The following is an 18,982-nucleotide window of genomic DNA, read 5'->3' on the forward strand; positions in this document are numbered from 1 at the left end:
CGCTTCCGGTACGGGGCGCCCGGGTGGGCGGAAGGGCAGGGGCAGGGGCGCAGCCGCGGCCGGGCATGACGAATGTCCTCACTCAGGGTGTCCGCGCCCTGGTTCGACGTGATCGGCGGCGAGAGTTCCTGGCTCCCGGGGGTGTCCCGGTGACAGTGGCGGGACCGCGCCGGATTCACACCGGGCTTCCTCTGCTGCCGCCTCATGGCCCCGGCAGTCCACCACGCTCCGAGAACAGCCGTCAACCTGCCGTTGACCTGCGGTGGGGCAGTGTGCCCAGCCCCACACCCGGGGGCCGCCCCAGGTTCGACGGCGGGCCGGTGAACGCGGAACGGGCCGGACCTCCCTGGGGGAGGTCCGGCCCGGCCGGTGGAACGGAGAAGGATCGGGGTGATCAGGTGACGATCAGGTAGATCCCGAAGCTGACCGCGACGGTGCAGAGCACGAAGCAGAGGTACGCGCCGGCGACGGCGAGGGGGGCCGAGCCACCGGAGGTGGAGGCGACTTCCTGCTTGCCGAGGCCGACGAGGCCGAGGACGAAGAGGCCGGCGATGGCCACGGTGGCCACGAGGCTCACGCCGAAGACGGAGCCGAGGGCTGCCCAGTCGATGTTCATGCGATCTGTCCTTACACCGCGGCCGGGCTGGCCGGGCCGGATTCGGGGGCGGCGGCCGAGGCGGCCGGGGTCTTGTGCAGCTCGTCGTGACCGGCGACGACACCGGCCGGCGGCGGGGTGACCGCGGCGATGGCGGTGGTGACCACGCCGGGCTCCTCCGCGGCGGCCTCGGCGCCCTCCTCGGTCTCGTTGACGTTGGTGTGGTCGATGACCTGGCGGCGGGAGTAGACCCAGATCGCGACGGAGGAACCGATCAGGAAGGCGAGGACCACGCCGACGCCCCAGTCACCCTGCTTGGTGACCAGCTCGGAGAGGGCGGCGACCAGACCGGCGGCGGGCAGGGTCAGACCCCAGGCGACGAACATCCGGGTGGCGGTGGACCAGCGGACCACGCCGCCCTTGCGGCCGAGGCCCGAGCCCATCACGGCACCGGAGCAGGAGTGCGTGGTGGAGAGGGAGAAGCCCAGGTTGGAGGAGGCCAGGATGACGCTCGCGGCGCTGGTCTGGGCGGCGAAGCCCTGCTGCGGCTGGAGGTCGGTGAGGCCCTTGCCCATGGTGCGGATGATGCGCCAGCCACCGAGGTAGGTGCCCAGGGCGATGGCGACACCGGCGGAGACGATGACCCACATGGGCGGGTTGGAGCCGGGGGCCAGGACATTGCCGGCGACCAGGGCCAGCGTGATGATGCCCATCGTCTTCTGGGCGTCGTTGGTGCCGTGGGCGAGGGAGACCAGGCCGGCGGAGGCGATCTGCCCCGCGCGGTAACCCTTGGAGCTGGTCTTGTCGTCCAGGTTCCGGCCGATCTTGTACGTCAGCTTCGCGGCGAGGTAACCGCCGATGCCCGCGACGAGCGGGGCGGCGATGGCCGGGATCAGCACCTTGGTCACGACGGTGCCGCCGTTGACGCCGCTGATGCCGACCGAGGCTATGGTCGCGCCGATCAGACCGCCCATGAGGGCGTGCGAGGAGCTGGACGGCAGACCGACCAGCCACGTCAGGAGATTCCAGAGGATGGCGCCGACGAGCGCCGCGAAGATCACTTCTGGTGTGATGCCTGCCTCGTCGACCATGCCACTGGAGATCGTCTTGGCGACCTCCACGGACATGAACGCGCCGACCAGGTTGAGCACGGCGGACATGGCCACCGCGGCTTTGGGCTTCATCGCGCCGGTCGAGATGGTCGTCGCCATCGCGTTGGCGGTGTCGTGGAAACCGTTCGTGAAATCGAACACGAGAGCCGTCACGATCACAATCGCGAGCAGCAGCGTGATGTGTTCCATTTACCCAGGCAATCTTTGGACGTCAGTGGCTCGGTGAACGTAGGTAACCTGAGTGAACGGAAGGTGAACTCGGACCGGATTCCGGGTGGCTCCAAGTGGGGTCGGGGGTTCCGCTTGTGGGCACGAGGGGCTGGATGGGCCTCTGTGACGGGGTGGACGGAGCGCAAAGTGGCTTTCATCACCTTTGCCGACTATCTGCTCGATTTAGGGTGTGAGGCGTCTCGCTCACCCGTTCGTGGCCCTCTGTAGTCAAGCGTTCGACCCTGACAGGATCGATCACATGACCGATAACGTGCGCGAGGACGCGATCGACAGGACCTGGCGGGACGTGGTGGAGACCGCCCGCAGAACGGCGGCCGAGGGGCTGGTGGTCGGCACATCGGGCAATGTCTCGGCCCGGGTCGGGGACCTCGTCCTCGTCACCCCGAGCGGGGTGCCCTACGACCGGCTGACGCCCGCGGACACCGTCGCCGTGGACCTCGAAGGGCGGCAGGTCATCGGTGAGCTGCGGCCCACCAGTGAGCTGCCGCTCCATCTGGCGGTCTACCGCGCGACCGGGGCGCGGGCCGTGGTCCACACCCACGCGGTGCACGCCACGGCCGTCTCCACGCTGGTGGACGAGGTCCCGCCGGTCCACTACATGACCGGGGCGCTCGGGGGCCCGGTGCGGGTGGCCGGATACGCGCTGTACGGCTCCGAGGAGCTGGCGCGGAATCTGCTGGAGGCGTTGGAGGGGCGGTCGGCGGCGCTGCTGAGGAATCATGGGACGGTGGTGTACGGCCGGAGCCTGGAGCAGGCGTACGACCACACGGCGCAGCTGGAGTGGATGTGCCGGCTCTGGCTCCTCGCGTCCTCCGTCCCGGGCCGCACCCCGACCCTCCTGACCCCGGAGGCCCTGACGGAGGCCACCGCCCGCCTCCGCACCTACGGCCAGCCCTCCCCCTGACCCTCCCGAGCGCCGGACGGGCTGAAAATGCCACACCGGCGCCCTGAGTCGGCTCGGGCCCGGGCGAGGGGCGGCAGGCTCGGGCCCTGGGGCCGGGGCGCAAGAAAGGCTCGGGGCTCCGGGGTGTTGGCTGGCCGCAGGGCCGGTTGGCGTCGACACTGAACGTGTGCGACCGGTCACCGCGGCGACAGCCGCCGTCAGCACCCTCCTCGGCCTCGCCGCCGCCACCTTCGCCGTCGGCCGCGTCGCGGGCGACGCCGTCCTGCGCCCCGCCCCCGACCGCCCCTTCCCCGGCGACCCGCGCCTCACCGTGCACGCGGTGGAGGGCGACAGGGTCACCCTCACCCGCAGCCTCGCCGCGGCCCGCCCCGGGACGTACGGCCTCCAGGGCACCGGGGTGCACGCCGTCGTCGGACCGGTGCTGGAGGAGGTGACCCGCTCCGCCGACACCCTGGTCCGCCGGCTGGAACGCGTCGTCCACGGCACCCTCGAACCCGGCACCCGGGTCCGGCTCACCCCGCTGCTCCACACCGGCTCCCCGGCCACCGCCCTCGGCATCGAGGCCGCCGAGGTCACCGTCCCCGGCGAGCTGGGCCCCCTGCCCGCCTGGTCCGTCCCGGGCCCCCGGGAGACCTGGGTGATCGCCGTGCACGGCCTCGGCACCACCCGGGAGCACCCGCTGAACCTCCTTCCGTTTCTGCATCGGCGACGGGTTCCGGTGCTCGGTCTGGGGTACCGGGGCGACCCCGACGCCCCCCGCTCCCCGGACGGTCTCGGCCACCTCGGCGACACCGAGTGGCGCGATCTCGACGCGGCCCTCCGCTTCGCCGTCGGCAACGGAGCCCGCCGGGTGGTGCTCATGGGCTGGTCCACCGGCGCCGCCATGGCCCTGCGCACCGTCGCCGACTCCGCCCTGCGCGACCGGGTCAGCGGGCTCGTCCTCGACTCCCCGGTCCTCGACCGGAACGCCACCCTGCGGGCGCTCGCCGCCGCCCGCCGCACCCCGGACGCGCTGGTCCCGCTGGCCCTGCGGGCCGCCCGCAGCCGGGCCGGGCTCTACGACGGCCGCCGCCCGCCCACCCCCGCCGCCGACGCCCGGATGCTCCGCGTCCCGACCCTCGTCTTCCACGGCCCGGACGACACCGTCGCCCCCTGGGCGGCCTCCCGCGAACTCGCCGCGCTCCGGCCCGACACGGTCGCCCTCACCACCGTCCGGGGCGCCCCGCACGCCGCCATGTGGAACGCCGACCCGGTCCGCTACGAGGAGACCCTGCGCCGCTTCCTGACCCCGCTGCTCTGACCCCCGGGCCGCCCCGGGCGCGCCGGCCGCCGCACCGGCCGTTACCAAACCCGTGGCCCTCCGTTTGGGCTTTCGGGCCGTCAGCGGGAACACTGCTCCTTGTGACGTCCCGAAAGCCTGATGAGCAATTGGCGCGCAACTCCAGACTCCGTCTTGTCCGCCCGCGACCCCTGGCCACCGCCCGGCGGGCGGTGACGACCCGGCGAACCCGGCCGGCCGCCAGGCCACCCGAGGGCACCCCACCCCCCGCCGAGCTGGCCCGCCAGGCCAGAGAGGTCCTCGCCGACGCCGTGCGCATCGCCCGCTGGGCCGCGGTGGAACGCGACCCCGGTGCCGCACCGCTCGCCGCCCCGGCCGGTGAACGGGCCGCCGCGGCGCTCGATCTGACCCCCCTCCAGGTCCGGGCGGGCTGGGACCGCGCCCGTCTCGCCGGACTGGTGGAGCTGCACGGCGACACCGCCCGCCCCGGCTGGCGGCTGCGTGCCTGGGACCGTGACGACATGGCCGTCCTGCGCGGCTGGGTCGCGCTGTTCGACGCCTGGTCCCTGGTCCACCCGGCGCCCACCGATGTCCCGCCCACCGCCGTCGCGGAGGTGGTCGAGGCCGTCCCCCAGCTGCTCTCCCTGCTCCAGCTCTCGGCCGGGCCGGTCCTGGTCCCCGCCCTGCTGGACCTGTTGGAACAGCGCGTCCAGGAGCTGCGCGAGGAACGCTGCGAGGTCCCCCTCGTCCCGGTGGGCCCCGGCACCGCCGCCGCACCTCTCGCCACCCCCGCCCCCGGTACGGGGACCGGCACCCCGCAGGGGCCGCCGTCCGTCCCCCGCCTGCTCGACTGGGCGCTGGAGGGGCTCGCCGCCGTCGGCGCGCTCACCCTCGACAAGGGCCGCTCCGCCACCCTGACCCCCCTCGGCAACTGGGCGGTCTGGGTCAAGCTGGAGCAGATCTGTGTCGCGGCCCAGAGCCCCGCCGGGAACATCGAGCAGTCCGCCGAGGACATGCTGCGCGGCTGTGCCCGCCTCACCCCCGGGCCCGCCCGCGCCGAGTACCGCGCCTGGCTCGCCGCCCGCACCGTCGCGGGCGCCGTGGGCGAACTCCTCGCCGTCGCCCGGGGCGAGGACGCCCTGCTGCGCGGGCTCGCCTTCGAGGCCCTGCGGGTCGTCGGCGCCCCCGCCGAGGCCGAGGTCCGCTCCGCCGCCGTCGAGCCCTCGCTCCGCCCCTACGCGCTGCTCTGGCTCGCCGAGTACGAGGGCGTGGACGCCGAGGACGCCCATGACGTGCTGACCCGGGAGGAGGCCACCTGGCTCTGGGTGGACACGGCGGCGGCCGTCACCGACCACGGCGAGCCCCAGCTGCTCCTGCGCCATCTGGACTCCGCCGTGCAGGGCACCGTCCCCGCGCTGCTGGAGGAGGTCCGCTCCGGCGGCCATCCGCGCACGGTGCAGGTCCTGGTCGCCCTGGCCGCGGCCCACCCCGACCCGGCGCTGGCGAAGGCCGTGCGCCGGGCCGCCTTCCAGGTGCACACCGGGGGAGCCCAGTAGCCGCCCGTCCGGGGCCCGGCCCGGGGCCCGGGTCCACGCCCGCCGGGTGTGGACCCGGGGATCATCCCCTGGCATCCGGTGCCCCGGGCGGACCGAAACCCTCGGGGACGTAGTCGCCGAAGCTCCACACATGGCCGCCCAGGTCCCGGGCCAGATAGTCGCGGGCGCCGTACTCCCGGTCGGTCGGCGGGACCAGCACCTCCACCCCGTGCTCGACCGCGCGCCGGTGGTGGGCGTCGACATCGCCGACATGGACGAAGACGCCCGAGGGGCCGCCGTCCCCCAGCGCCCGGTCGTACTCCCCGCCGGTGCCCTTGCTGCCCAGCATCACCAGGCCGTTCCCGTACCGCAGCTCGGCATGGACCACCCGGCCGTCCCCGTCCTCGTACACCAGGTGCTCCGTGAATCCGAACGCCTCGGTGAGCTGTGCGACGGCCGCCTTCGCGTCGCCGTACAGCAGCGACGGAAAGACGCTCGGTGACTCTCTCCGCGCCGTCTCCGCCATCTCCCTCACCTCCCGCTCTCCCCGGCGCCGGGCCGGCTCCGGACGATCCCGTCGATGTGACCTGTGTCTCAGTCTGGCACCCCCCACCGACAACGCCCCGCCCGGCCGCGTTCCGGCAGGTCGCGCCCGGTGTCCCCGGGCGCGTCGACCCCATGGCCGCCGATCCCGTACGGCCCACCGGTCCCGTGCGCCCCACCCGTCCCGGCGCCGCCCCGGACCGGCCCCGGAGCCGCGCCCGCCGGGGCCCGCCCGCCGCGGCGAGGCCGTAAAACCACTTGCGACCCCCCGTTAGACTGGCTGTATGGCCTTTCTCCCTGTGCATTAGACGGCGTCGAAGCCCTTACCGCCCGTCCTTCCGCCGTCCCGTCCGCCCTGGAGTCTGTCCGTGATCACCGCTTCCGGTATCGAGCTGCGCGCCGGTGCCCGCATCCTCATCGAGTCCGCTTCCTTCCGTGTCGCCAAGGGCGACCGCATCGGCCTCGTCGGCCGCAACGGCGCGGGCAAGACCACCCTCACCAAGTGCCTCGCGGGCGAGGGCATCCCCGCCTCCGGCACCATCGCCCGCTCGGGCGAGGTCGGCTACCTCCCCCAGGACCCGCGCACCGGTGATCTCGACACCCTCGCCCGGGACCGCATCCTCTCCGCACGCGACCTCGACTCGGTCCTCCGCAAGATGCGGGAGAACGAGGACCGGATGGCCAACGGCCAGGGCGCCACGCGCGAGAAGGCGATGAAGAAGTACGAGCGCCTGGAGACCGAGTTCCTCACCAAGGGCGGCTACGCCGCCGAGGCCGAGGCCGCCACCATCGCCGCCGCGCTCGGCCTGCCCGACCGGGTCCTCGGCCAGCCCCTGCACACCCTCTCCGGCGGTCAGCGCCGCCGGGTCGAGCTGGCGCGCATCCTCTTCTCGGACGCCGACACCCTGCTCCTGGACGAGCCCACCAACCACCTCGACGCCGACTCGATCGTCTGGCTGCGCGACTACCTCAAGACCTACCGCGGCGGCTTCATCGTCATCTCCCACGATGTCGACCTGGTCGAGACCGTCGTCAACAAGGTCTTCTACCTGGACGCCAACCGCTCCGCCATCGATGTCTACAACATGGGGTGGAAGCTCTACCAGCAGCAGCGCGAGGCCGACGAGAAGCGCCGCAAGCGCGAGCGCCAGAACGCCGAGAAGAAGGCCGCCGCCCTCAACGCCCAGGCCGACAAGATGCGCGCCAAGGCCACCAAGACGGTCGCCGCGCAGAACATGGCCCGCCGCGCCGAGCGGCTGCTCTCCGGCCTGGAGGCCGCCCGGGTCTCCGACAAGGTCGCCAAGCTCCGCTTCCCCGAGCCGGCCCCCTGCGGCAAGACCCCCCTGCGGGCCGAGGGACTCTCCAAGTCGTACGGTTCGCTGGAGATCTTCACCGATGTCGACCTCGCCATCGACAAGGGCTCCCGCGTCGTCATCCTCGGTCTGAACGGCGCCGGCAAGACCACGCTGCTGCGGCTGCTCGCGGGCGTGGAGAAGCCGGACACCGGTGCTGTCACCCCCGGTCACGGCCTCAAGATGGGCTACTACGCCCAGGAGCACGAGACCCTGGACCCGGAGCGCACGGTCCTGGAGAACATGCGCTCCTCCGCTCCCGACCTCGATCTGGTGGAGGTCCGCAAGACCCTCGGCTCGTTCCTCTTCTCCGGCGACGACGTCGACAAGCCCGCCGGGGTGCTCTCCGGCGGCGAGAAGACCCGTCTCGCCCTGGCCACCCTGGTCGTCTCCTCGGCGAACGTGCTCCTCCTCGACGAGCCCACCAACAACCTCGACCCGGCGAGCCGGGAGGAGATCCTGGGCGCCCTGCGCACCTACAAGGGCGCGGTCATCCTGGTCACCCATGACGAGGGCGCGGTGGCGGCGCTGGAGCCGGAGCGGATCATTCTGCTGCCGGACGGTGTCGAGGACCTGTGGGGAGCGGACTACGCGGATCTGGTCGCCCTCGCCTGACGGGCGCCCCGCCCCGGGGTCGGGGCACTCCGTGCCGACCCCGGCCAGGACGCTGATCCACTCCCTATGGATCATTCGGCTCACGGGTGATCCATCATCTGAGTGAGCGTGTCTCATCCCCGTGTGGAGGCTCCGGCTCCTGCGCGCCGTGCGCGCGCCGGTAGGTGTCATTCCGGTCGTACCCGTCCTGACCTGCCCACTTTCCCCGAATGGTTGTTCCCGTACGGGAAAATCCGCCCCGCGAATGAACCTTTCGGGTCCTCCGGGTCGTATATCGGCTGGGCAAGGTCGTCCCATGGACCTTGCCGAATGGGTGGCCAGGAAGGGCGCAAGGGGTGATCATGAGAAGTCCAGAGCGCACTTCCCATGAGGAGGCACGGGTGGCCGAGACTCTGAAGAAGGGCAGCCGGGTAACCGGCGCCGCGCGCGACAAGCTCGCGGCAGACCTGAAGAAGAAGTACGACTCCGGTGCGAGTATCCGGGCGCTGGCCGAAGAGACCGGCCGGTCCTACGGATTCGTCCATCGGATGCTCAGTGAGTCCGGAGTCACACTGCGGGGACGCGGTGGAGCCACACGGGGCAAGAAGGCCGCCTCGGCCTGAAGGTCCGAGGGGCAGGGCTTCCCACTGGTTCATCAGGTGCTCATCCGGTCCGTCCTCTGGGGCGGGCCGGGTGGTCACCGGCAGCCGTTCCCGGTCGCCACGGCGGAATCCACCGCCGTGACCGGGCGGCCCGTGGTGGTTACTGTGCGGTCGCTTAGCTAGTCTGCGACTGCTCGCACATGACCATCACCGCACCCCGAACCGGAGGCGCCCCATGACCTCACCCGGCTCCGCGCACGACCCCGTACTGGACGAGGACGGCGTACGGCTCACCGTCGAGGACACGGTCGCCACGGTGACCCTGACCAACGCGGCGAAGCGCAATGTCCAGTCCCCCGCCCTGTGGCGGGCGCTGGCGCGCGCGGGCGGTGCGCTGCCCGGAAGTGTCCGGGTGGTGGTCCTGCGTGCCGAGGGCGTGTCGTTCTCCGCCGGTCTCGACCGGCAGGCGTTCACTCCCGAGGGCTTTCCCGGGGAGCCGTCCTTCCTCGATCTGGCACGCCTGCCCGACGCGGGTCTCGATGCCGTGATAGCCGAGTACCAGGAGGCATTCACCTGGTGGCGGCGGAACGACATCGTCAGTGTCGCGGCGGTGCAGGGGCATGCGATCGGCGCCGGCTTCCAGCTCGCCCTCGCCTGCGATCTGCGGATCGTGACGCGGGACGTCCAGTTCGCCATGCGCGAGACCGGGCTGGGACTCGTCCCCGATCTGACGGGGACGCATCCCCTGGTCTCGCTGGTCGGCTATGCCCGCGCGCTGGAGATCTGCGCGACGGGCCGCTTCGTCCATGCCGAGGAGGCCGAGCGGACCGGCCTCGCCCAGCTCGTGGTCGCCGCCGAGGAGCTGGACGGCGCGGTACGGGACCTCACCGCCGCGCTGCTCGGCGCGGAGCGGGACGCGCTCATCGAGACCAAGGCGCTGCTGCGGGGCGCGGTGGACCGTACCTACGAGGAGCAGCGCGCGGCGGAGCGCGCGGCCCAGTCCCGCCGGCTGCGGGCCCTCGCGGGCCTCGGCGACTGACCCCTGCCCCGGGGTGTCCGCGTCCCGGGGTGTCCGGGGCTCAGACCGCCACCCCGGTGATCACCACGATCACCGGGCGGTCCGCCGTGTCCGCGCGGGCGGCCGTGGCGCGGGCCGCGCGGGCCACCTCCAGCGGGTGGTGGCCCCGGCGGACGACGATCTCCACCCGCAGCACCCCGGCGGCCGTCTCCCGGACGGTGACGGGGGCGCCCACCCCGGGGAGCTTCCGTACCGCCCCGGCCGTCGGGCCGTCCGTCGTGCCGTCCGTGCCGGAGGTCTCCGGCACGGCTCCGGCCGGGGTGCCGGGTGCGCCCGGGGTGTCCGGGGCGGCCTCCCGGAGGGCCGTCACCCGGATGTCCGCCTCCGGGGCGAGCAGATCCAGGGACTCCTCGGCGGCCGTCAGCAGCGCCTCCCGCAGCCGTGCCGCCGCCTCGGGCAGGGGGACCGCCCAGTCGGTCGCCGCGCACTCGGCCGTGATCCGCAGGGGTCCCGGCGGCAGCGCGCCCGGGGGAGCGGTGGCCGGGAGCGGAGCCGCCTCCGCCGGGGCGGCCGGGTCCGCGGCACTGGCCGGGTCGGGGCCCAGCGGCTCCAGCCGTACCCGGTCCGTCACCACCCCGGGGACCAGGCCCGCCGCCCGCCGCAGCACCTCCAGCGCCGCCGCCTCGGTCAGCCAGACGCCGTCCGCCGCCCCGCCCAGCGCCAGCAGCCTGCCGAGGCCGAACCGTCTCCGTACCGCGTCAGCAGTGGTCATGTCCCCAGCCTGCCGTATCCCCGGCGCGCAACTGGACAACCGCGCCTAATCTGGGCAAAGAGGTGTCTTTCGGTCCCCTGGTTCCGACGGGGGCACGGCGGGCGGCACCGGAAAGGACGCAGGCTGATGACGGAGACCACCGGTAAGCAATCCCCGGGCTCGGGCGACGAGCACCGGAGGACATCGAGCGGCCGGCGCGGGGGAGACCCCGGCGCCCGGGGCCGTACGACCATCTCCGACGGGGTCGTCGAGAAGATCGCCGGGCTCGCCGCCCGTGATGTGGTCGGTGTCCACGCGATGGGCAGCGGACTCTCCCGTACCTTCGGCGCGGTGCGCGACCGGGTCCCCGGCGGCGGCCGGGCCAGTGTCACCCGGGGCGTCAAGGCCGAGGTCGGGGAGGTGCAGACGGCACTGGACCTGGAGATCGTCATCGACTACGGCGTCTCCATCGCCGATGTCGCCCGCGCGGTCCGCGAGAACGTGATCTCCGCCGTGGAGCGGATGACCGGTCTGGAGGTCGTGGAGGTCAATATCGCGGTCAGCGATGTGAAGCTGCCCGACGAGGAAGAGGACGAGCCCGAATCCCGGCTCCAGTGACCGTCGCCGACCCTGATCGTACGAAGGAGCTGAGATGAGCATGGCTGTCGCCGGCATGCTGGCCGGCATGGCGCTCGGCTTCGCCGGATACTTCGGCGGATTCGGAGCGTTTCTGCTGGTCGCCGCCTTGGGAGCGGTCGGGTTCGTGGCCGGCCGGCTGCTCGACGGAGATCTGGCGCCCGGGGAGTTCCTCCGGGGCCGTGACCGCGGCGACCGGCCCCGGTGACCCGGGTGACCGCCTCCCGCCCGGACGACGGGGACGGTACCCCGCCCGGGAGCACCGGGAGCACCGGGAGCACCGGGAGCACCGGGAGCACCGGGGACACCGGGGACACCGGAGGGCCCGGGGCGACCGGGGTGACCGAACCGGTCGGCCCCGCCGACCGGGGGGCCACCGTCGTCGCCGACCGGGTCGTGGCCAAGATCGCCGCCCAGGCGGCCCGGGAGGCCGTCGGCACCCTGCCCGAGGACGGCCGTGCGCCCCATGCCTCCGTGACGGTCCGCCAGGGCGCCGCCCGGGTACGGGTCAGTCTGGACCTCCCCTACCCCACCCCCATCGGCGACCGGTGCGCCGCCGTCCGGCAGCGGGTCGCCGAACGGGTGCGCACCCTGGCCGGGATGACCGTCCCCGAGGTCTCCGTCCTGGTCGAGCGGCTGCACTCGCCGTACACCCGGGGCACCGTTGGGCGGAGGACCCGATGACCGCCCCGGCCGGACCCACCACCGGGACACCCCCCGCCGCCGGGCCGCCCGGCCCCTTTCTCGTCCGTAACCGCAAGTCGGGGAGCGGCAGATTCTGGTCGGCCCGGCGCCTTCCGGCGGCGCTGCTCGCCGCCGTGGTCCTCGGCGCCGCCGGGGTGACCCTCTATGACGTCGCCGCCGTACGGGCGGGCCGCTCCGCCATGGAGTGGCGGCGGGTCACCGCCGACCGGCTCGCCCAGTGGCGCCTGGAGGACACCGGGGTCCTGGTGGCCGCCGGGGTGGTGGCCGCCGTCGGGCTCTGGCTGCTGGTGCTCGCGCTCACCCCCGGACTGCGCCGGCTGCTCACCATGCGCCGCGACGGCGGTCCGGTCCGGGCCGGTCTGGACCGCAGGGCGGCGGCGCTGACCCTGCGGGACCGGGCGATGGAGGTGCCCGGCGTACGGTCCGTACGGGTACGGGTCGGCCGCTCCCGGGCGCGGGTGCGCGCGGACTCCCACTTCCGGGACCTCGACGCCGTCCGGGCCGACCTCGACCGGGTCGTCTCCACCGCCATCCGGGAACTCGCCCTGGTCAAGACCCCGTCCAGCTCGGTCCGGGTCACCCGGCCTCCTGTCAGGAAGAGGTGAGACGCCATGCTCCGTGCCGTCAACCGGGTGGTGCTGGGCCTCGCGGGCGCGGTGCTGCTCTGCGGCGGCGGGGCCGCCCTCGCGGCGGGCACCGGCCTTGAGGTGCCGTCCTGGTGGCCCTGGTACGGGCGGCGCGACGTCCTGCTCGCCGCGGCGGACCGGGAGCGCTGGCGGGACGAGAGCTGGTGGTGGCCCTCGGTCATCGCCGCCCTCGCGGTCCTGGTGCTGCTGGCCCTCTGGCTGCTCCTCGCCCAGCTGCGGCGGGGCCGGCTCACCGAGGTGCTGGTGGACAGCGGCGACGGTGAGGGGGCCCGGCTGCGGGGCGCCGCCCTGGAGGAGGTCGTCGAGGCGGAGGCGGGCACGTTGGAGGGGGTGGCGCGGGCCAGGGTCCGGCTGACCGGCCGCCGCCGCGCCCCCCGGGCCCGGATCCGGCTGCTGCTGGAGCCCCATGCCTCCCCCCAGGCCATCCTGGAGCGGCTGGGCACCCACACCGTGGAGCACGCCCGTACCGCCGCCGGACTCGCCGAACTCCCCTCCGACGCCCGTCTGCGCGCCGCCGCCCATCCCGCCCGCCGCGTCACCTGACCCGGCGGTCCAGGGCCCGAGCCCGGGGTCGGAAGCCCGGGCTCAGAAGCCGTGGCGGGTGCCGCCGTCGACCGGGAGCATCACACCGGTCAGATAGGACGCCGCCGGGGAGAGCAGGAACGCCGCCACCGTGCCGAACTCCTCCGGTGTGCCGTAGCGCCGCAGCGGGATGAGGGACTCGCTCGCCGCGCGGGCGGCCTCCGCGTCGCCGGAGAGGGCGTCCAGCTCCCGGACCCGGTCGGTGTCGATCCGGGCCGGCAGCAGGCCGACCACCCGGATGCCCCGGGGGCCCAGTTCATCGGCGAGCGACTTGGCGAAGCCCGCGAGGCCGGGGCGGAGGCCGTTGGAGATGGTCAGCCCGGGGATGGGCTCATGGACCGAGGCGGAGAGCACCAGGCCGATCACCCCGCCCGCCGTCAGCTCCGCCGCCGCCGTCCGGGCGAGGCGTACCGCGCCGAGGAAGACCGACTCGAAGGCGGTCCGCCACTGCTCGTCGGTGTTGTCGGCGGAGGAGCCAGGGGCCGGGCCGCCCACACTGATCAGCACCCCGTCGAACCGCCCGAAGTGCGCCCGGGCGGCGGCGATCAGCCGCTCCGCGCCCTCCGGGTCGGCGTTGTCGACGGCGATACCGGCGGCGTCCGGCCCGAGCGCCTCCGCCGCGTTCCGCACGGTGGGCTCGTCGCGGCCGCTGATGACGACCTTCGCGCCCTCCGCGACCAGCGCACGGGCGGTGGCGTTGCCGAGCCCCCGCGAGGCGCCCGTCACCACATAGACACGGTCCTTCAGTCCAAGATCCATGCGGCTATCCTGCCCCCTCCTCCCGGCTCAGCGCGAGGGCCGTGGTGACCAGGGCGATATGGCTGAACGCCTGGGGGAAGTTCCCGAGCTGCCGCCCGGCCGCCATGTCGTACTCCTCGGCGAGCAGCCCGACATCGTTGCGAAGGGTCAGCAGCCGCTCGAACAGCTCGACGGCCTCCGCCCGCCGCCCGGTCATCCGCAACGCGTCCGCCAGCCAGAACGAGCAGGCCAGAAAGGCGCCCTCGGCCCCGGGCAGCCCGTCCACCGTGCCGCCCTCGGTGGAGTAGCGGCGGATCAGACCGCCCTCGGTGCCCAGCCCGGCGCGGACCGCGTCCACCGTGCCCACCACCCGGGGGTCGTCCGGCGGCAGAAAACCGGTACGGGGGATCAGCAGGGTCGCCGCGTCCAGCTCCTGGGAGCCGTAGTACTGGGTGAAGGTGTTGCGCACCGGGTCGTACCCCTTCTCGCACACCTCCGCGTGGACCGCGTCCCGCATCGCCCGCCAGCGGTCGGCGTCGCCCCGCAGCGAGGGGTCGTCCTCCAGGGTCCGCACCGCACGGTCGGCGGCCACCCAGGCCATCACCTTGGAGTGGACGAAGTGCCGCCGGGGACCGCGTACCTCCCACAGCCCCTCGTCCGGCTCGTGCCACTTGGTCTCCAGGAAGCCCAGCAGGCTGAGCTGGAGGAACCAGGCGTGCCGCTGCGCCGGGATCCCCGCCTGCCGGGCGAGGAAGAACGAGTCGACCACCTCCCCGTACACATCGAGCTGCAACTGGTCGACGGCGGCGTTCCCGGTGCGTACGGGGGAGGAGCCCGCGTACCCGGAGAGCCAGGGCAGCACCGTCTCCGGCAGCCGCCGCTCCCCGCCGAGCCCGTACATGATCTGGAGGTCGGCGGGGTCGCCCGCCACCGCGCGCAGCAGCCAGTTCCGCCAGGCCGCCGCCTCCTCCTGGTACCCCGCCTCCAGCAGCGCGTCCAGGGTGAGGGTGGAGTCCCGCAGCCAGCAGAAGCGGTAGTCCCAGTTGCGGACCCCGCCCAGGGACTCCGGCAGGGAGGTCGTCGGGGCGGCGACGATCCCGCCGGTCGGCCGGTAGGTGAGCGCCTTCAGGGTGATCAGGGAGCGGACCACGGCATCCCGGTACGGGCCCGAGGTGCTGCACCGGACGGCCCAGTCGGACCAGTCCCGCAGGCTGCACTCCAGCGCCTCGTACGGGTCGACCAGGGTGGGGCGGGGGTTGTGCGAGGGATGCCAGGTCAGGGTGAACGCCACCCGCTCACCGGGGCCGACCCGGAAGGAGGAGACCGTACTGAAGTCCTGGCCCCAGGTCCTGACCCGGGGTTCGCTGCGCAGCCAGACCGAGTCGGGCCCGGCGATGGCGACCCGGTTGCCGTTGGCCCGCCGCATCCAGGGGATCACCGAGCCGTAGTCGAAGCGCAGCCGCAGGACGCCCTCCATCTCGACCGAGCCGCTGACGCCCTCCACGATCCGGGTCAGATCGGGGGCCTCGTCGCGCTCCGGCATGAAGTCGATGACCTTGACCGTGCCGTCGGGGGTCTCCCACACCGACTCCAGCACGAGCGAGTCCCCGATGTAGGAGCGGCGGGTGCAGGGGCCCGCGCCCCGGGGCGCGAGCCGCCAGTGACCGTTCTCCCGGTCGCCGACCAGGGCGGCGAAACAGGCCGCCGAGTCGAAGCGGGGCAGGCAGAGCCAGTCGACGGAGCCGTCCCGCCCGACCAGTGCCGCCGTCTGGAGGTCGCCGATCAGCGCGTAGTCCTCGATGCGTTGGGTCACGCAGTGGCGCATTCCCGCCCGGGGCGGGGGAATATCAGCGGCGGTGGGGGAGTCAGGCTTTCGCCGGTTCCGGCGCGGTCCCGCTCTCCTGGTCCCGCTCGTCCTCCGCCGCCGTCTCCTCCGCCGCCTTCGCGGCGGCCTCCCGGCGGTCGCGCACCTCCCGGCGGACCAGGATCACCCAGCCGACGGGTACCCCCGCCGTGAAGAGCCACCACTGCACGGCGTACGCCATGTGCGCGCCGATGGAGTCGTGGTCGGGGCTGCCGATCCGCTCCGGGATCTTCCCCGAGGGCTTGGGCCCCACCAGCTCCAGATAGCCGCCGAGCACCGGACGCCCCAGCGCCTGGGAGCGCTGCTCGCTGTTGATCAGCATGATCTGGCGGTCCGGCAGGCCCGCGAGATCCTTGATCCCGCTGCTCCCGGTGGTCTCGTCGGCCTTGAGCCGGCCGGTGACGGTGACCTCGCCCTTGGGCGGGGCGGGTACGGCGGGGTAGGCGTGCTGGTCGGCGGGGGCCGGGATCCAGCCCCGGTTCACCAGGACCGCCCGGCCGTCGGCGAGCACCAGCGGGGTCAGCACATGGACACCGACCTTGTCGTCGGCGTTGGTCCGGCGGCGGACGACGACCTCGCCCCCGGTGTCGAAGGTGCCGGTCGCGGTCGCCCGGCGCCAGTAGTCCGAGCGGGGGACGGAGTGCCCGGGGGAGGTCAGCTCGGTCACCGGGACCGGCTTCGCGTCCAGGGCCTCCTTGATCAGCGCGTTCTGCTCGACCCGGCGCTCATGGCGGTGGAACTGCCAGAAACCCAGCTCGATCATGGTGGGGACGAGTGCGACGCCGACGAGGGTGAGGATCACCCACTGGCGGGTCAACAGAAAGCGGTACACGGCTTCGACCGTACCTCCTGCCTCGCGGACGCCTCGGGGCGGGGCCGCCCGTACCGGAGGGGTGCGCGCCGTGGTCCCGGGCACCGGAGGGGCCGGCACCCTCGCCGCCCGTGGCGTCCCCGGCGTCAGACCCGGTCGACGATGCCCACCCGGCCCTCCGCGCGGGCGCAGTGCGCTCCGCAGTACCAGTGCCCCTGGACCTCGACGCCCTGTCCGATGACCTGGACCCGGCAGTGCTCGCAGAGGGGCGCCATCCGGTGGATCGCGCAGGCGAAGCAGTCGAAGACATGGACCGCGCCCTGCGCGTGCACCTCGAACGACATGCCGTAGTCGTTTCCGCAGACCTCGCAACGTGCCATGGGCCACAGCGTGCGGCGCGGCGGTACGGAACCGGCGCACGGCACGCGGGCCGGTCACCCGTCTGCGCTGTCGCGCGCCCCCGTGCTCCCGATTCCCTCCGGACCCGGCGCGGGGTCCGCCCCCGTACCGGCCGGGGCCACATCCCGCAGCAGCTGGGTGAAGGCGGCCTCGTCCAGGACCGGGGTGCCGTACGAGCGGGCCCGCGCGGTCTTGGAGGTCGGCGCGTGCGGATCGTTGGTCACCAGCAGGCTGGTCAGCCGGGAGACACCGGTGGCGATGTGCAGCCCCGCCTCGATCGCCCGGTCCTCCAGCAGCTCCCGGTCGATGGAGGTGTCCCCGGAGATCGCCACCCGCATCCCCTGCCGCAGCGGCCGCCCCGGCTCGTACCGCCCGGGGTTGGGGTACGGGCAGGCCGGGCGCTTGCGCGAGGGGCGCCAGCCGCCCGCCCCGAACCCTCCGTACGCGGCGGAACCGGCGGTGCCCTGCCGGCCGATCCTCGGGGCCGGGTCCGACCACTCGGTCAGCGGCAGGCACTCCAGGAGCGGCAGCCGCACCCCCTCCCGCGCCGCCGTGCGCAGACTCGGCCGGAACGCCTCCGCCAGCACCCGGGCGTCGTCCAGCGCGTGGTGGGCCTGGCGCTGGACCACACCGAAGTGGGCGGCGAGGGACTCCAGCTTGTGGTTGGGCAGCGGCAGCCGCAGCTCCTTGGCGAGGGCGATGGTGCAGAGCCGCTGCCGGGTGGGGGCGGTCCGGCGGGCGCGGGCGTACTCCCTCGCGATCATGGACCAGTCGAAGACGGCGTTGTGCGCGACGAGCACCCGGCCGTCGAGCCGTTCGGAGAAGGCGTCCGCGATCTGCCCGAAGAGCGGGGCGTCGCGCAGTACATCGGTGGTCAGTCCATGGATCCATACCGGCCCGGGATCGCGCTCCGGGTTGACCAGGGTGTACCAGTGGTCCTCGACCTCGCCCCGGGCGTCCAGCCGGTACACGGCAGCGGAGACTATCCGGTCGTCGCGGGCGAGGCCGGTGGTCTCGACGTCGACCACCGCGTACCCGCGCGGATACGCGGCCGGCCAGGTCGTCTCTGCTGTGCTGCTCTCCTCGGGCATGGTCACAGAGAATACGGCCCCCCACCGACAACACCCGATCCGCCCGCCCGGCCGGCGGCGGGCCCAGGCCGCCGGAGGAGCGTCCGGAACCCCTTCTTGGAGGAAGTCACCAAAGCCTGCTGACAGATCGTCTCGCATACTTGTAAGTAACAACATCTGTTCCCGCCCCGGCCCCCGCGCTTACCGTGCCCCCATGCCGAATTCCCCCGATGTCGTGCTGTGGTCGATACCCGCCTTCGCCATCCCTACGGCCGTCCCCGGGCCGACCCGGCTCGTCGGCACCACCGGCGCGGGGGAGGGCCGATGACCGCCGCACCCGGCGCCGTGCCGCGCCGCGTCCTGCCCGGGGACACCGTCGGCACCGTCCTGCTGGCCGCCTTCGCGGTCGCCCTTCTCGCGGACCTCGGCTCGCTGGCCGCGGACTCCGTGACGGGGCACCGGATCCTCAAGCCGCTGCTGATGCCGCTGCTCGCCGCGTACACGGTGGTACGGGGCGGTCCGCGGCTGCTGGTCGCCGCGCTGCTGCTGGGCTGGGGCGGGGATGTGTTCCTGCTGGGGGGTGCCGAGTGGGCCTTCCTCGCCGGCATGGGGTCGTTCGCCCTGGGACACCTCTGCTATCTCACCCTCTTCGGGCGCTGCCGGACCCCGCGGCCCGCGCCGCCGCTCTACGGCGTGGCGCTGGTGGTCACCGTGGTGCTGCTCTGGCCCGACCTCCCGCCGGATCTCCGGATCCCGGTGGCCGGATATGCGGTGCTGCTGACCGCGATGGCATGGCGCTCCAGCGGGCTCGGACGCCTCGCCGGGGTGGGTGGGGGGCTGTTTCTGGTCTCCGACCTGATCATCGCCGCCGAGGTCGCGGAGTGGTCCCGGCCGCCCGTACCCGATCTGTGGATCATGCTCCTGTACGGCGTCGGCCAGCTGCTGCTCACCCTCGGCGTGCTCGCCCGTACCGACGAGCGGCGGGTCTGAGGCCGCACCGGGCCTCTCCGGGGA

Annotated in this window: 21 protein-coding genes and 1 riboswitch; of the genes, 12 read left to right on the top strand and 9 right to left on the bottom strand. The window is 73.6% G+C overall.

The window, feature by feature from the left end:
- Positions 1-100 precede the first annotated feature (100 nt).
- Positions 101-238: riboswitch (cobalamin riboswitch) on the bottom strand.
- A 156-nt stretch (positions 239-394) separates the two neighbouring features.
- Both ABT354_RS24925 and ABT354_RS24930 read right to left on the bottom strand, forming a co-directional pair.
- Positions 395-616 (bottom strand): hypothetical protein, encoded by a 222-nt coding sequence (locus ABT354_RS24925; RefSeq protein ID WP_351497527.1) that lies wholly within the window; start codon positions 614-616, stop codon positions 395-397.
- A gap of 11 nt (positions 617-627) precedes the next feature.
- Positions 628-1,896 carry an inorganic phosphate transporter gene (locus tag ABT354_RS24930; RefSeq protein WP_351497529.1) on the bottom strand — a complete coding sequence of 423 codons (1,269 nt, stop codon included), beginning with the start codon at positions 1,894-1,896 and terminating at the stop codon, positions 628-630.
- A gap of 280 nt (positions 1,897-2,176) precedes the next feature.
- Between ABT354_RS24930 and ABT354_RS24935 the strand changes: the two genes are divergently transcribed.
- The 3 genes from ABT354_RS24935 (at position 2,177) to ABT354_RS24945 (ending at position 5,677) form a co-directional block, all read left to right on the top strand.
- A complete protein-coding gene (locus ABT354_RS24935) occupies positions 2,177-2,842 on the top strand; it encodes a class II aldolase/adducin family protein (RefSeq protein ID WP_351497531.1) in 666 nt (221 codons plus the stop codon).
- Between the two features lie 166 nt (positions 2,843-3,008).
- A complete protein-coding gene (locus ABT354_RS24940) occupies positions 3,009-4,142 on the top strand; it encodes an alpha/beta hydrolase (protein WP_351497533.1) in 1,134 nt (377 codons plus the stop codon).
- A gap of 101 nt (positions 4,143-4,243) precedes the next feature.
- The gene (locus ABT354_RS24945; RefSeq protein ID WP_502983492.1) at positions 4,244-5,677 is read left to right on the top strand and encodes a hypothetical protein; all 1,434 of its coding nucleotides are present in this window, start codon (positions 4,244-4,246) and stop codon (positions 5,675-5,677) included.
- 61 nt (positions 5,678-5,738) lie between these two features.
- On the opposite strand, the gene ABT354_RS24950 is transcribed toward ABT354_RS24945, so the two are convergent.
- Positions 5,739-6,182: a VOC family protein gene (locus tag ABT354_RS24950; RefSeq protein WP_351497537.1), complete on the bottom strand. Its 444-nt coding sequence runs from the start codon at positions 6,180-6,182 to the stop codon at positions 5,739-5,741.
- 385 nt (positions 6,183-6,567) lie between these two features.
- Between ABT354_RS24950 and ABT354_RS24955 the strand changes: the two genes are divergently transcribed.
- The 3 genes from ABT354_RS24955 to ABT354_RS24965 all read left to right on the top strand — a co-directional run bounded on the left by ABT354_RS24955 (position 6,568) and on the right by ABT354_RS24965 (position 9,786).
- Positions 6,568-8,166, top strand: a complete 1,599-nt coding sequence (locus ABT354_RS24955) for an ABC-F family ATP-binding cassette domain-containing protein (protein ID WP_351497539.1) — start codon at positions 6,568-6,570, stop codon at positions 8,164-8,166.
- A gap of 380 nt (positions 8,167-8,546) precedes the next feature.
- Positions 8,547-8,768, top strand: coding sequence for a helix-turn-helix domain-containing protein (locus ABT354_RS24960; RefSeq protein WP_006123601.1), 222 nt, complete (start codon positions 8,547-8,549; stop codon positions 8,766-8,768).
- Positions 8,769-8,982: 214 nt separating this feature from the next.
- Positions 8,983-9,786, top strand: coding sequence for an enoyl-CoA hydratase/isomerase family protein (locus ABT354_RS24965; protein WP_351497541.1), 804 nt, complete (start codon positions 8,983-8,985; stop codon positions 9,784-9,786).
- A gap of 40 nt (positions 9,787-9,826) precedes the next feature.
- On the opposite strand, the gene ABT354_RS24970 is transcribed toward ABT354_RS24965, so the two are convergent.
- Positions 9,827-10,537, bottom strand: a complete 711-nt coding sequence (locus ABT354_RS24970) for a nucleopolyhedrovirus P10 family protein (protein WP_351497543.1) — start codon at positions 10,535-10,537, stop codon at positions 9,827-9,829.
- 126 nt (positions 10,538-10,663) lie between these two features.
- On the opposite strand from ABT354_RS24970, the gene ABT354_RS24975 reads away from it, so the two are divergent.
- From ABT354_RS24975 to amaP, 5 genes are all read left to right on the top strand, one after another.
- Entirely contained in the window at positions 10,664-11,134 is a 471-nt protein-coding gene (locus ABT354_RS24975) for an Asp23/Gls24 family envelope stress response protein (protein WP_351497545.1), read from the top strand.
- Between the two features lie 34 nt (positions 11,135-11,168).
- Entirely contained in the window at positions 11,169-11,360 is a 192-nt protein-coding gene (locus ABT354_RS24980; RefSeq protein ID WP_351497548.1) for a hypothetical protein, read from the top strand.
- 131 nt (positions 11,361-11,491) lie between these two features.
- Positions 11,492-11,836, top strand: coding sequence for an Asp23/Gls24 family envelope stress response protein (locus tag ABT354_RS24985; RefSeq protein WP_351497638.1), 345 nt, complete (start codon positions 11,492-11,494; stop codon positions 11,834-11,836).
- A complete protein-coding gene (locus ABT354_RS24990; protein ID WP_351497550.1) occupies positions 11,833-12,462 on the top strand; it encodes a DUF6286 domain-containing protein in 630 nt (209 codons plus the stop codon). The genes ABT354_RS24985 and ABT354_RS24990 overlap by 4 nt, the downstream gene beginning before the upstream one ends.
- Before the next feature lie 6 nt (positions 12,463-12,468).
- On the top strand, positions 12,469-13,047 hold the full coding sequence (gene amaP, locus ABT354_RS24995; RefSeq protein ID WP_351497552.1) for an alkaline shock response membrane anchor protein AmaP: 579 nt from the start codon (positions 12,469-12,471) through the stop codon (positions 13,045-13,047).
- A 42-nt stretch (positions 13,048-13,089) separates the two neighbouring features.
- Here amaP and ABT354_RS25000 read toward each other — a convergent pair whose 3' ends face one another.
- The 5 genes from ABT354_RS25000 to ABT354_RS25020 all read right to left on the bottom strand — a co-directional run bounded on the left by ABT354_RS25000 (position 13,090) and on the right by ABT354_RS25020 (position 17,989).
- The gene (locus ABT354_RS25000; protein WP_351497554.1) at positions 13,090-13,845 is read right to left on the bottom strand and encodes an SDR family oxidoreductase; all 756 of its coding nucleotides are present in this window, start codon (positions 13,843-13,845) and stop codon (positions 13,090-13,092) included.
- A gap of 4 nt (positions 13,846-13,849) precedes the next feature.
- Complete coding sequence (locus tag ABT354_RS25005; protein WP_351497556.1) at positions 13,850-15,637, bottom strand: glycoside hydrolase family 15 protein; 1,788 nt, start codon at positions 15,635-15,637, stop codon at positions 13,850-13,852.
- 52 nt (positions 15,638-15,689) lie between these two features.
- The gene (locus tag ABT354_RS25010; protein WP_351497558.1) at positions 15,690-16,520 is read right to left on the bottom strand and encodes an SURF1 family cytochrome oxidase biogenesis protein; all 831 of its coding nucleotides are present in this window, start codon (positions 16,518-16,520) and stop codon (positions 15,690-15,692) included.
- A gap of 125 nt (positions 16,521-16,645) precedes the next feature.
- Positions 16,646-16,879, bottom strand: coding sequence for a metallothionein (locus tag ABT354_RS25015; protein ID WP_351497560.1), 234 nt, complete (start codon positions 16,877-16,879; stop codon positions 16,646-16,648).
- Positions 16,880-16,933: 54 nt separating this feature from the next.
- Positions 16,934-17,989, bottom strand: coding sequence for a DEDDh family exonuclease (locus ABT354_RS25020; RefSeq protein ID WP_351497562.1), 1,056 nt, complete (start codon positions 17,987-17,989; stop codon positions 16,934-16,936).
- A 303-nt stretch (positions 17,990-18,292) separates the two neighbouring features.
- On the opposite strand from ABT354_RS25020, the gene ABT354_RS25025 reads away from it, so the two are divergent.
- Complete coding sequence (locus ABT354_RS25025) at positions 18,293-18,958, top strand: lysoplasmalogenase (RefSeq protein ID WP_351497563.1); 666 nt, start codon at positions 18,293-18,295, stop codon at positions 18,956-18,958.
- Positions 18,959-18,982 lie beyond the last annotated feature (24 nt).

The organism is Streptomyces sp. NPDC000594 (assembly GCF_040299965.1).
Classification (GTDB): Bacteria; Actinomycetota; Actinomycetes; order Streptomycetales; family Streptomycetaceae; genus Streptomyces.